This is a genomic window from Pseudomonas sp. IPO3747 (assembly GCF_013385245.1).
Lineage (GTDB): Bacteria > Pseudomonadota > Gammaproteobacteria > Pseudomonadales > Pseudomonadaceae > Aquipseudomonas > Aquipseudomonas edaphica.
The window spans coordinates 381,202-393,156 of the sequence record NZ_JACAQL010000022.1; the positions used below are offsets into that span (position 1 = coordinate 381,202).

Consider the following 11,955-nt stretch of genomic DNA (forward strand, 5'->3'; position numbering starts at 1 on the left):
CTCATTCCTCAGTCAACGCAGAACCGGCGCGATCGAGCAGCGGTTTGAACAGGTAATTGAGCAGCGAGCGTTCGCCGGTACGCACAAACATCTCGGCGGGCATGCCCGGCTTGATCACCAGACCGTGGAGTTTTTCCAATGCAGCCTCGCTGACCGTGGTGCGCAGCACGTAGTAAGGCTGGCCGGTCTTTTCATCGAGCATCTGGTCGGCCGAGATCAGGCTGACTTCGCCCGGCACGCGTGGTGTGCGGCTTTGGTTGAAGGCAGTGAAGAGGATATCGACCGGCAGGTGGGTGCCCACTTTATCGACCAGATGCACCGGCAGGCGCCCTTCCACTTCCAGGCGCGTGCCCTGGGGCACGATCTCCAGCAGGGTTTCACCGGCGCGCACCACGGCGCCTTCGGTGTGCACGCTGAGGTTGACCGCAATGCCATCGGCCGGTGCATTGATTTCGCTGTGCTGCAAATCAAAACCCGCCGAGGTCAGTTGCTGTTCCAGGGTCAGGCTGCGCAGTTGCGCGTCGGCCAACTGGCTGCGCACTTCTTTCTGATACTCCTCACTGTGCTGCTGCAATTTGAGGCGTGATTCGAGAATGCCCTGCTCCACGCGTCCGCTTTCTCCGCTGTTCTGCGCCAGGTCCTGTTGCACCTGGGACAGTTGGCGCTGGTAGTCCAGCAAGCGGTTGCGCGGGATATAGCCGTTGTCGGCCAACGGTTGCAGGTTGGCGAGTTGATCACGCAGCGATTGCGCCTGGGCGGACAGGTCGGTACGGGCGCGGCGCATGCCGCTCAGTTGCGAGGTGGCACCGTCGATGTTGGCGCGAATACCGGCTTGTTCACGGGCAAAGGCTTCACGGCGGCTGCTGAACAGCTGGCGTTGGCCTTCCAGCACCAGGGCCAGGGCCGGGTCGGGGTTGGCGCTCAGCTCAGCGGGAAAGGTAATCGCCGCTTGGTTGTCACGCTCGCTCTGCCAGCGTGCCACGCTGGCCCAGGCCATGCGGTACTGGGCTTGCAGCGACTGCACGTCGGCCTGGTTCTGGGTCTGGTCGAGGCGAAACAGCGGTTGGCCCTGTTTGACCAACTCGCCCTCCTTCACCAGGATCCGGCTGACCACCCCAGGGCTGAAGGTTTGCACGGCCTTGCGCTTGCCCGAGACCACCACCGTGCCTTGCACCGGGATGCCCTGGTCCAAGGGCGCGAGGCTGGCCCAAAGGAAAAACCCACCGGCGCCGACAATCGTCAACCACCAGCCCATCTTTACGAAAAAACCGGCATCACGTTCTTTAAAGCGGGGCTCTACAGTAAGGCTGCTCATGCGCCTGGATTCCTTCCGGTCTGGTACTGACGGCTAAGGCTCACACCGGCCTTTTCCCGTGGCGCTTCCTGCTGTTGCTGGCCCGACAACGCGCGCAGCACTTCCTGGCTGGGGCCGAAGGCCTGCAATTGGCCTTCACTGAGCACCAGCAACTTGTCGGCCTGGGCCAACGCCGAGGAGCGGTGGGTGACCAGCACCACGCTGCTGCCCTGGGCTTTCATCTGCACGATGGCACTGGCCAAGGCGGCCTCGCCCACGGTGTCGAGGTTGGAGTTGGGTTCATCCAGCACGATCAAACGCGGCGCGCCATACAGCGCACGCGCCAGGGCCACCCGCTGCTTCTGGCCGCCGGAGAGGCCGCCACCGTTGTCGCCCAACACGGTGTCGTAGCCTTGCGGCAGACGCAGGATCAACTCATGCACACCGGCCTGTTGCGCGGCTTTCACCACCCGCTCCGGGTCGGCTTCACAAAAGCGCGCAATGTTGTCGGCGATGCTGCCGCTGAACAGTTCGATGTCCTGGGGCAAGTAGCCGATATGCGGGCCGAGGTCGTCGCGGTTCCAGCGATGGATATCCGCGCCGTCCAGGCGCACGGTGCCGGCCAGGGTTGGCCACACGCCAACCAGCACACGGGCCAGGGTCGATTTGCCCGAACCCGAAGCACCGAGCACGCCCAGCACTTCACCGGCGCCGAGGTTGAAACTGACCTGTTGCAAGGTCGCCACACGCCGCCCCGGCGGGCCGGCGCTGACGTGCTCGAAACTCACCTGGCCCTTGGGCGCCGGCAACGCCATTTGCTCGGCTTCGGGTGGGAATTCACGCAGCAGGTCGTCAAGGCGTTGGTAAGCCAGCTTGGCCGAACTCCACTGCTTCCACACCGCAATCAATTGGTCGATAGGGCTGAGTACACGGCCCATCAGGATGGACCCGGCGATCATCATCCCGGCGGTCATCTCGCCCTTGATCACCAGAAAGGCGCCCAGGCCCAGCACCAAGGATTGCAGGCACAGGCGCAGGGATTTGCTCAGCGAGGTAATCACCGAGCCGGTGTCGCTGGCCCGGTTCTGAAACCCGAGGAACTGCGAATGCACCGCGAACCAGCGTTTACGCAACGCGCCGAGCATGCCCATGGCCTGGATGGTCTCGGCGTTGTGCAGGTGGCTGGTAGCCAGCTGGGTTGATTGTTGGGAAAAAACACCCGCCTCGCCCAGTGGTTTTTTGGTCAGGTATTCATTCAGGCACGCCAGCGCGATCAACAACACAGCGCCCGCCGTGGCCAACACGCCCAGCCACACGTTGAACAGGAAAATCACAAACAGGTAGATGGGAAACCACGGCGCATCGAAGAACGCGAACAACGCAGGCCCGGTGATGAATTGGCGGATCACGGTCAAATCGCCCAGCGATTGCCCGGCATGCCCCTGCCCGCGTTGCAGGTTGCGTTCAAACGCGGCTTTGTACACGCGCAAGTTGAAGCGCCGCTCCAACTGGCTGCCGATGCGAATCACGACAAAACTGCGCAGTACTTCCAGCGTGCCGATGAAGACAAAGAAACCCACGACCATCAGCGTCAACATCACCAGGGTGGTTTCATTCTGGGAGGACAACACACGGTCGTACACTTGCAGCATGTAAATCGACGGCACCAGCATCAACAGGTTAATCAAGGCGGTAAAGCAGCCGATGCTGATCAAAATACCCTTGTATTCACCCAGCGCCCTAAATAAGGGCGCAATCACATTGGACTTCGCCATAGTGTCTGTTCTTCCCCGAAGTCAATGACGCGCAATAGTTGTCCGCGCCCTGAAGTGAGCGGTCAACTATTAAACTCTTGTTATAAGCTTATAACTTTTTAATTAGGGTGTTCGTTGCAGCACAACTTCCGGTATTGAAGGCGTGCGCCCTTTGTATTCACCGTCTTTCTCGCGATTCAAATGAATAATCCCGCTGCCCTCTGCATTAAACAGCCAGATACCGTCCGGGGTCGGCAACCAAGTCAGGGGCTTTTCCCTCAGCCATAGCTCGGCACAGGCAACATCACCGGCCACGGCGTTGGGCTCATCCAACAGGTCGAGTGCACACACCTGGTCCTGTTGCTGCAATTGCCAATGGCCGGCCAATTGCGCGGTGGTGGGTAAAACCAGACTGCTCGCCATGACGTGGGCTCCTGCCGAAACGAACAACACCTGTGAAGCACAGGCGATCAAATGGGAAAAACGCGGCATCTGCTGCTCCATCCTGAGAGCGCGGCGCCGGGGCGCCGCGCGCTTTACATCAGGCTACGATGTCGCTGGAGACTGCCTGGCCGACGGTGGTGACGAGGAAGTCCGCCACGCCGTGCCCGGAGAAGTCCACCGCCAAGGTGCCCAGGTTGGTACCCGAGGCATAGCTCAGTACAGCATCGCCGGCATGCCCGGTGAATGCATTGACGAAGCTCAAGCCTGCACCTTTGGTGATGCCGGACAGGTCGATCTTGTCCGAACCGGAGGTGAAGTCAAAGATCTTGTCCGCCGCACCCGGCTTGGAGTCGGAACTGGCACCGTACACGAAGGTGTCATTGCCGGCGCCGCCCCATAGTTGGTCGGCACCGCCACCGCCGTAGATGATGTCGTTGCCGGCACCGCCTTTGATGATGTTGGCGGCGTTGTTGCCGATGATCAGGTCATTGCCCGAACCGCCGAACGCGTTCTCGATGGTAACGCCCTTGGCGATGGACACGTTGCCCACCAGGCCGCCAACGTCGGAGAACGAGGCCTCATTGAGGTTGATCTTCTGGTTTTGGGTGAAACCGGAGAAGTCCAGGGTGTCGTTGCCGCCACCGTCCCATACCGAGAACACCAGCTTGTCGGCATTGGACGTGGCGCTGAGGAAGTCACGCCCGGTGTTGGAGTTGAAACCGTAGGTGGTGTCGCCGGCGCGGGTGGCGTAGTTGGCGCCGTAGAGCTTCTGGATCGCGGCAATGTCGTCGATCAGCGGGCCGGACGAATAGGCTTCGACCCCGCCTTTACTGAAGTTCTGGTTGGTGTTGCTCTCGCTCCAGTAACTCATGACGCTGTAGCCACGCGTGTCCTGTCCATAGTCCGCGTCTTTGTACGAAGGGTTGCCGGTCCCGGCGTTGTAGTCGCCAGGGTGATCCAGGCCCAGGGTGTGCCCGATTTCGTGGGTCAGGGTCTGCCGGCCATAGTTGTTCAGGTCCGGGGTCTTGTTCGGTGTGTAACTGTTGTTGGTCAGGTACCAGGAAGTACCGTCCAGCCCGCTCTCGTTGTACTTGGCATTGGTGCCAGGCAGGTAAGCGAAGGCCGCTGCGCCATCCTGGCCGCTGCTGTAGTTGCCAAAGGTCATGTGGAAGTCACCGCCCGAGGATTTCTCGGTGAAGGTGACGTTGGCCACATCCGCCCAGGATTGCATGGCCAATGCGGCCTGTGCTTTCTGCTGGGTGTTGAACTGGCTGAACCCGGAGATGCCATGTTTGTTCATGGTGGCCGAGGAAGCCGAGGTCAGGAAGGTGTAGGTGAGGTCGATCTTGCCGTTGCCATCAATGTCCCGATACGCAGCATTCTCGCGCAACAGGTGGTCGGCGGCCTGGTCCACTGTGAACGAGGGCTTTCCATTGACCGTGAGGTTACCGCCACGGTCATACAGATGGCTGAAGCTATCGATTTGCGAGTAAGCAGTGCTGGCTTGCGCGGCAGATACAATAGCTTTGTCTTTTACTTTTGACATAAACGTACTTCCTTGTTTGCAAGTGCATCAGTCTTTGTTCGATAGGAACCTCGCGGGCGAGGATCGTCCTATCACTCGCCTCTTTTGAAGGCGTATCGAAACTGACACAACTTGAAATCTTTCGTCTACAAATATTTCCGCAACAAAAATGTGACCTAGATTCAACTTAAGGAAGTCGCACACAGCGTTTGCTGGGGGTAATTGCGCTAGCGCTGCAAATCGCCGCCGACTGTTATTTAAATATTAAATAGCGGTAAAGCCGCTCTTGCTGAGCGGCCCTATCTAATAATGGATCCAATATATTGACACGGTGTCATAGTTCAATATTAAAGAGCCACCACCCGCACTATTAAAGTGCGTGCCCCCCATTACCGGGACAGACTCCAGCCGCACTTGTTTAACGCGCCGATTAATACTTCGTCGGCAAGTCCGGGTACCGTGATGCCGTCTTCCGTCGTCATGTCCTCGCCCGCCAGGATCGCGTTGATAATCGCCTCCTCCACCGCCTCTGCGGCGGCACTGAACAAGGGCGAAATATGGTCGTTGTTGACCATGCGCAATACGCTGCTGAGTGCCAGGTCCTTGCGCCCGTAATCGGCCGGTGGCAGGCCGTGATTGCCGGTGGCGAAGGCCAGGAACAGGTCGCCACTGGAATCCTCGGTGCCGCCACCGGTGCGCGCGATACCGATGGAGGCGCGTTGCGCCAGGCGCTGGCATTGATGGGGCAGCAACGGCGCGTCGGTGGCGATGATCACCACGATCGAACCCATGCCCGGCGTGCCGCGCTCGGCGAAGGGTGATGGAATGTCCATCAACTGGCGCCCGACCGGGTAGCCATCCACGCGCAGCTCCTGGCGCTTGCCATGGTTGGCCTGCACCAGCACGCCGACGGTCCAACCGCCCTGCTCCTCTGGCACACGCCGGGATGCCGTGCCGATGCCGCCCTTGAACTCATGGCAGATCATGCCGGTGCCGCCGCCGACGGCGCCCTCTTGCACCGGGCCGCCCTCGGCCGCGTCCAGCGCCTGGCGCACATGTTCAGGCTTGACGTGCTGGCCCCAGATATCGTTGAGCAGGCCGTCGTAGGTTTCCATCACCACCGGCATGCACCAGTACACCGCCGGGTCCGCCAGGCGCTCGCGCTCCAGGGCAATCAGGCTGTCACGCACAATCCCGATGCTGTGGGTGTTGGTGATAGCGATGGGTGTGGTCAGCAGCCCCGCTTCGCTGATCCACTCAAGGCCGGTGGCGTCGCCATTGCCGTTGAGCACGTGGTAGCCGGCGAAACACGGTTGCTGTCGCGCCTCCCCGGCGCGCGGCTGGATCACGCTGACGCCGGTGCGCACCTGCTTGCCGTCGATGCTGGTCTTGAGCGTGGCGTGCCCCACCCGGACACCGGGAACATCGGTGATGGCATTCAATTTGCCGGGCGTGCCCAGCCCCAACGTAATGCCCAGTTGACGTGCTCGCATACCCACTCCTTACAATTTCTGAAACGCCGGACTCGTCCGGCCAGTGATGCAATACAAAATCACCGACAAGGCCAGCAAGCCGATGATGATCATGATGTCGCGCACCGACGCCGCGGCGATCAGGGTCACCAGCAGGTAACCGGCGCCCAGTACCGCCAGCACTGCCGGCAGCGGCCATAACGGCATGCGATAAGGGTGCTCGCGATCACGCAGCAGCACCCGGCTCATCAGCGCGCTCAACGCCACCACCAGGTACACCAGGATGATCAGCAATACACTGAAGGACGTCAGGTCCGCCAGGTTCGAGCTGAAACTCAACAGCGCCGAAGGCACCGCCAGGAACAGCGTTGCCAGCCATGGGGAATCCCAGCGCGGGTGAATACGCGTGAACAGCGCGTTGATGCGCGGCGTCCACAGGGCATCGCGGCCGCTGCTGAACACCACTCGACCAATCTGGATGACGATAGCGACAATCGCGTTGAACACCGACAGGAAGATCCCGGCACTGACCAGGCGTGACAGGGTTTCATTGCCGTGGCTGGTCAGCAGATAGCCAATCGGGTCAGGGCTGCTGATCATCGCGCTCAGCGACGGCGCGCCGATCAGCAGTGCCGTGATCGGCACCAGCTCGATCACCACCACCAACCCCAGCGACCACAGCACCGCTTTGTGCACGCCTTTGCCACCGCACTTCATGTCTTCGGCCAGCAATACCGCAGGACCATACCCATTGAACGAGAACAGGCCGATGCCGACGGCGCCAATCACCAATGCCCAGGGCGCCAGGTGCAGCACGCCGTTTTCGACGATCTGCGGCTGGAACAGCACGCTGGCGGGCTGCACGGGATTACCAAAGCCGATAAACACGATCACCAGCAACGCCGCCACTTCCAACAGCAGGCAGGTGCCGGTAATCCAGGCATTGAGCTTGATATTGAGGATGCCCAGGGCGTAGCTGCACACCACGATCACCAGGGCGACGGTTTGCGAGTCGAATTTTGTGCCCAGGGCGTTATTCAGGTACGTCGCGGCCCCTGTGGCCAAGACCGGCGGGATAAACAACAGCATCACCAGCACCGTCAGAAACGTCGCATAACCGGCCATGCCGCCAAACACTCGCTTGGCATACACATATTCACCACCGGCGCTGTTATGGGCGCGACCGAGTTCGGCGTAACAGAAGGCGAACATCAGCGCGAGCAAGGCCGCCATCACAAACGCCATGAACACACCACTGCCCGCCTGCTGGATGGCAAACGGCGCAATCACGAATACGGAGCTGGCCGGCGTGACCGCCGAAACCGTGATGGCCACCACATCGAAAACACTCAGCGTTGGCTTGAGCACGCCGTCTGGCGCGGGGGAAGCACTCATATCGTTATCCTCTGTCGTTATTTTTGGTAGGAGGCAGAAACGAAAAAAGTCGGGCGGTTGCGAGATATGTTTCTCGCTGGATGACGGCAAAGTAAACGCTGTGTTTATGCGGGCCAATTCCCCTATTGGCGTACTCCCCTTGACGATACTCGGCAAAAGCCGAACCCTTGGCTGATCAATTGAGGGCTGGAGCCGTGTTTATGAGCCTGTTCAGAGAGGTCGGCATGCACGCAGGCCTGGGCCGCACCGTCGCACACCTGGGCACCGAGCACTTCTGGAAGCAGTTGGTGCTGTTGCTGCACCAATGCCTGCCGTTCGATAACGCCCTGGCGATTTTTTACCCCCTCGATGGCCCGCCCGTGGCCCTGGAAGAATACGACGCCCAGCCCAGCAGCAAACCGGCCTCGATGCTGGTGTACCTCAATGGCCTGTACCTGATCGACCCGTTTTACCAGGCTTACCGCGAAGGTTATGCCAGCGGCGTGTATCGCCTGGAGGAAGTGGCACCGGACCATTTTCGCCAGAGTGAATACTTCCTCAACTACTTCCACGACAACGTGTTGGAAGACGAGGTGCAATTCATTCTGCAGTTACCCGGTACAGGCACGCTGTCTTTGTCGCTGGGCATGCAGCGACGCTTCAACTTTGAAGAGACCGGGTTGATGACCACACTGGCGGCCTGGGTGCTGCCGTTGATGCAGCAGCACTGGCAGCAAAGCACCCAGCGTGTACCGGCGATGGACACGCAGATTCGCGATGCGCTGAGCCATTTTGGCAGCGGTGTACTGTCGGAGCGCGAGCTGGAAGTGGCGCGCCTGGTGCTGCGTGGGTTCTCGTCCAAGGCCATGGCCGAGCGTTTGAAAATCTCGCCGGACACGGTCAAGGTGCATCGGCGGCACCTGTACGCAAAGCTGGATATTTCGTCGCAGCCGGAGCTGTTTTCGTTGTTTATCCAGTCGTTGGGGCATGATCTGGAAAACCCCTGAAAACCGGCATTGCACAGTCAAAATGTGGGCTTGCCCGCGATAGCGGTGTGTCAGTCCCCACTAGCCGACGGACAGGTCGCAATCGCAGGCAAGCCAGCTCCTACAGGGGCTCGGTGTAACCCCTAGCGTCCGGTACGAATGGTGTTCCACACCCGCGTGCGAATCCGGTCGATGTTCAGCGGCATTGCTTCCAGGGCAAACAACTTGCCCATCATTTCCGGGCTTGGGTACACCTTGGTGTCGGCCTTGATTGCAGGGTCTACCAGGCTGTCAGCCGCCGCGTTGCCGTTGGCGTAGTGCACGTAGTTGGTGATGCTGGCCATCACCTCCGGGCGCAGCAGGTAGTTCATGAACGCGTAACCGGCTTTTTCATCCGGGGCATCGGCCGGCATGGCGACCATATCGAACCAGATCGCGGCGCCTTCCTTGGGAATGTTGTAGCCGATATTCACACCGTTCCTGGCTTCCTTGGCGCGGCTTTCGGCCTGCAGGATGTCGCCGGAGAAGCCGACAGCCACGCAGATCTCGCCATTGGCCAGGTCGGCGGTGTACTTCGAGGAATGGAAGTAGGCCACATACGGACGCACTTTCATCAACAGGCCTTCAGCCTTTTTGTAGTCCTCGGCCTTCTTGCTGTGGGGCGGCAGGCCCAGATAATTAAGCGCCGCCGGCAGCAGTTCCGGGCCGTTGTCGAGAATCGCCACGCCACATTTTTGCAGCTTGGCCATGTTCTCGGGTTTGAAGATCAAGTCCCAGGAATCCACCGGCGCGTTGTCGCCGAGCACCGCCTTGACCTTGTCGATGTTGTAGCCGATGCCGGTGCTGCCCCACAGGTACGGGAAACCATGCTCGTTGCCCGGGTCGTTGTTTTGCAGAGCCTTGAGCAGCACCGGGTTGAGGTTTTTCCAGTTGGGCAGCTGGCTCTTGTCGAGTTTTTTAAGGGCGCCGCCCTGGATCTGCCGAGCCATGAAGTGGTTGGACGGAAACACCACGTCATAGCCGGATTTGCCGGTCATCAACTTGCCGTCGAGGGTTTCGTTGCTGTCGTATACGTCGTAGGTAAAACCGATGCCGGTTTCTTTCTGGAAGTTCTTGGTGGTGTCCGGCGCGATGTAGTCCGACCAGTTGTAGATCTTCACCGTCTCGGCGGCCTGGCTGATAGTGGCCACCAACATCAAGGGCAACAGGGCAATGGCTTTCATGGTTCGATTTCCTGGCGGTTTTAGGGCTGTTTTTATGGCAGGCGATCAAGGATCAAAGCGTTACAGAATCAACACGTAGGTCTTGCGCACGGTCTCGTGGATGTCCCAGATACCGGTGCTGTTGGCCGGCAACATCAGTGCATCGCCGGCTTGTAGGTGAACGACTTCACCGTTGTCGGGGGTGAAGGTGCAGCGGCCCTGGATAAAGTGGCAAAACTCCTGGGATTTGATCTGCCGACGCCAGCGGCCTGGGGTGCATTCCCAAATGCCGGTTTCGACGCCATCGTTGCGCTCAACGCTTAAGGTCGAGGCTACGGCGATAGGCTCGCCCAAGGGCACGGCCACCGGTGACGAGTCCGGCAGGTGGGCGTTCAGCGCGTCTTTGAAGTGAGTGATGCTCATGGGTTTTCCCGTGTGAGTGAAACGTCTCAGTGCATGAAACCTTCCATGAACCCGGCCACGCCGGTCGCCAATTTGCGCCGCCACGGCGCGCTGTTGGGGTTGGCCAGCACCTGGTCTTCATGGACAAAACTGCGAATGATCGCGTTGTAACCCAGCCAGCGGCAGGGTTCGGGCTCCCAGGCCTTGAGCGCGTCCAGGCCACGCTCGCGAATCACCCAGGGCTGGGTGGTCAGCGGCGTATCGAGGCCCAGAATCATGTCGGCCAGGGTGCGGCCTCCGAGGTTGGTGGCACCTACGCCCTCCCCGCCATAACCACCGGACAGCGCGATGCCGGTGGTGTGATCGCAGAGCATGTGCGGCCGGAAGTTGCGCGACATGCCGAGGTTGCCGCCCCAGGAGTGGGTAATCCTGACGTGTTTAAGCTGTGGGAAGAGTTCGCTGAACAGGTAGCGGCGCAGCTCCACTTCGCTGGTGGTCAGGTCGAAGTTGTGGCGCAGCTTGCCGGCAAACTGATAGCCGCCACGGGCGCCGAATATCAGGCGGTCATCCGCCGAACGCTGGCCGTAGGTGACCTGGCGGCTGCTTTCGCCAAAAGCCTGGCCTCGGCTCAAGCCAATTTCATCCCAGGTGCTGGCCGGCAACGGCTCAGTGGCGACAATCAGGCTTTGCACCGGTAACTGATAGCGCCCCAGCGGCGGCAACGTGGTGGCGTAGCCCTCAACCGCCGGCACTACCCACGCGGCGCGCACGCTGGCATTGGCCGTGCGCACGCTGCCGGACTGCCAATGGGTGACCGGGCTGTTCTCATAGATCGTCACGCCCATGCTCTCCACCACCCGCGCCAGGCCGCGTACCAGTTTGGCGGGGTTGATGGTTGCGACATGGGGCGCATAGATACCGCCATACGGCTTGGCGATGCGGATTTGCTCGGCCAGCTGTTGCGGGCTCAGCCAGCGGTAGTCCGCTTCGGTAAGGCCCAGGGCGTGGAGCGTGTCCAGGTAACGGCGCAGGCTGCCTTCCTGCTCCGGGTAACGCGCCGCGCAGTACAGCACGCCGCCTTTGCGGTAGTCGCAGTCGATGCCTTCGCGGGACAGCACCCGGGCGACCTCGTCGGGGATGCCATGCAACAGGTCAAACGAGGCGCGCCGTTGTTGCGCTGACAGGCCGGCCAGCAGGCGGTCTTCGCCCAACAGGTTGCCCATCAGCCAGCCGCCATTGCGGCCAGACGCACCGAAGCCTGCTGTCTGCGCTTCGATAATCGCAATCTTCAGCTCCGGGGCCTGGTGCTTGAGGTAGTAGGCGGTCCACAACCCGGTGTAGCCGGCGCCGATAATCGCCACATTGACGTCCAGGTCGTGCGCAAGGGACGGCCGCGCCACCAGCGGGTCGTCCAACTGGTCCATCCATAAACTGATGTTGCGCCATGCCGGCATGCCAAGCTCCCCAACCTCATTTCGATAGGCTGGATCCTAGAGCGCGGC

Annotated in this window: 10 protein-coding genes; 1 reads left to right on the forward strand and 9 read right to left on the reverse strand. The window is 60.6% G+C overall.

What is annotated here, in order from left to right:
• Position 1: 1 nt before the first annotated feature.
• The 6 genes from HX790_RS23220 to HX790_RS23245 form a co-directional block, all read right to left on the reverse strand.
• Positions 2-1,315: an HlyD family type I secretion periplasmic adaptor subunit gene (locus tag HX790_RS23220; protein WP_176992236.1), complete on the reverse strand. Its 1,314-nt coding sequence runs from the start codon at positions 1,313-1,315 to the stop codon at positions 2-4.
• Positions 1,312-3,069 carry a type I secretion system permease/ATPase gene (locus HX790_RS23225; RefSeq protein WP_176992237.1) on the reverse strand — a complete coding sequence of 586 codons (1,758 nt, stop codon included), beginning with the start codon at positions 3,067-3,069 and terminating at the stop codon, positions 1,312-1,314. Before HX790_RS23225 ends, HX790_RS23220 begins: the two co-directional genes overlap by 4 nt.
• A 102-nt stretch (positions 3,070-3,171) precedes the next feature.
• Complete coding sequence (locus HX790_RS23230) at positions 3,172-3,540, reverse strand: protease inhibitor Inh/omp19 family protein (protein ID WP_170037108.1); 369 nt, start codon at positions 3,538-3,540, stop codon at positions 3,172-3,174.
• A 49-nt stretch (positions 3,541-3,589) separates the two neighbouring features.
• A complete protein-coding gene (locus tag HX790_RS23235; RefSeq protein WP_099549789.1) occupies positions 3,590-5,038 on the reverse strand; it encodes a serralysin family metalloprotease in 1,449 nt (482 codons plus the stop codon).
• A 368-nt stretch (positions 5,039-5,406) separates the two neighbouring features.
• On the reverse strand, positions 5,407-6,510 hold the full coding sequence (locus tag HX790_RS23240; protein WP_099549790.1) for a P1 family peptidase: 1,104 nt from the start codon (positions 6,508-6,510) through the stop codon (positions 5,407-5,409).
• A gap of 9 nt (positions 6,511-6,519) precedes the next feature.
• The gene (locus HX790_RS23245) at positions 6,520-7,884 is read right to left on the reverse strand and encodes an APC family permease (protein ID WP_017135587.1); all 1,365 of its coding nucleotides are present in this window, start codon (positions 7,882-7,884) and stop codon (positions 6,520-6,522) included.
• Positions 7,885-8,084: 200 nt separating this feature from the next.
• Between HX790_RS23245 and HX790_RS23250 the strand changes: the two genes are divergently transcribed.
• Positions 8,085-8,870, forward strand: a complete 786-nt coding sequence (locus HX790_RS23250; RefSeq protein WP_017135586.1) for a helix-turn-helix transcriptional regulator — start codon at positions 8,085-8,087, stop codon at positions 8,868-8,870.
• 122 nt (positions 8,871-8,992) lie between these two features.
• Here the strand turns inward: HX790_RS23250 and HX790_RS23255 are convergent, their stop codons facing one another.
• The 3 genes from HX790_RS23255 to HX790_RS23265 are packed head-to-tail and all read right to left on the reverse strand — an operon-like array spanning position 8,993 to position 11,907.
• Positions 8,993-10,072 carry a polyamine ABC transporter substrate-binding protein gene (locus tag HX790_RS23255; protein WP_017135585.1) on the reverse strand — a complete coding sequence of 360 codons (1,080 nt, stop codon included), beginning with the start codon at positions 10,070-10,072 and terminating at the stop codon, positions 8,993-8,995.
• A 60-nt stretch (positions 10,073-10,132) separates the two neighbouring features.
• A complete protein-coding gene (locus HX790_RS23260) occupies positions 10,133-10,474 on the reverse strand; it encodes a cupin domain-containing protein (RefSeq protein WP_176992238.1) in 342 nt (113 codons plus the stop codon).
• Positions 10,475-10,500: 26 nt separating this feature from the next.
• Entirely contained in the window at positions 10,501-11,907 is a 1,407-nt protein-coding gene (locus HX790_RS23265; RefSeq protein WP_176992239.1) for an FAD-binding oxidoreductase, read from the reverse strand.
• Positions 11,908-11,955: the final 48 nt, after the last annotated feature.

Bases quoted from the DNA above. Each gene is read 5' to 3' on its own strand.
- HX790_RS23220 (WP_176992236.1), bottom strand. From the start codon at position 1,315: ATGAGCAGCCTTACTGTAGAGCCCCGCTTTAAAGAACGTGATGCCGGT.
- HX790_RS23225 (WP_176992237.1), bottom strand. From the start codon at position 3,069: ATGGCGAAGTCCAATGTGATTGCGCCCTTATTTAGGGCGCTGGGTGAA.
- HX790_RS23230 (WP_170037108.1), bottom strand. From the start codon at position 3,540: ATGCCGCGTTTTTCCCATTTGATCGCCTGTGCTTCACAGGTGTTGTTC.
- HX790_RS23235 (WP_099549789.1), bottom strand. From the start codon at position 5,038: ATGTCAAAAGTAAAAGACAAAGCTATTGTATCTGCCGCGCAAGCCAGC.
- HX790_RS23240 (WP_099549790.1), bottom strand. From the start codon at position 6,510: ATGCGAGCACGTCAACTGGGCATTACGTTGGGGCTGGGCACGCCCGGC.
- HX790_RS23245 (WP_017135587.1), bottom strand. From the start codon at position 7,884: ATGAGTGCTTCCCCCGCGCCAGACGGCGTGCTCAAGCCAACGCTGAGT.
- HX790_RS23250 (WP_017135586.1), top strand. From the start codon at position 8,085: ATGAGCCTGTTCAGAGAGGTCGGCATGCACGCAGGCCTGGGCCGCACC.
- HX790_RS23255 (WP_017135585.1), bottom strand. From the start codon at position 10,072: ATGAAAGCCATTGCCCTGTTGCCCTTGATGTTGGTGGCCACTATCAGC.
- HX790_RS23260 (WP_176992238.1), bottom strand. From the start codon at position 10,474: ATGAGCATCACTCACTTCAAAGACGCGCTGAACGCCCACCTGCCGGAC.
- HX790_RS23265 (WP_176992239.1), bottom strand. From the start codon at position 11,907: ATGCCGGCATGGCGCAACATCAGTTTATGGATGGACCAGTTGGACGAC.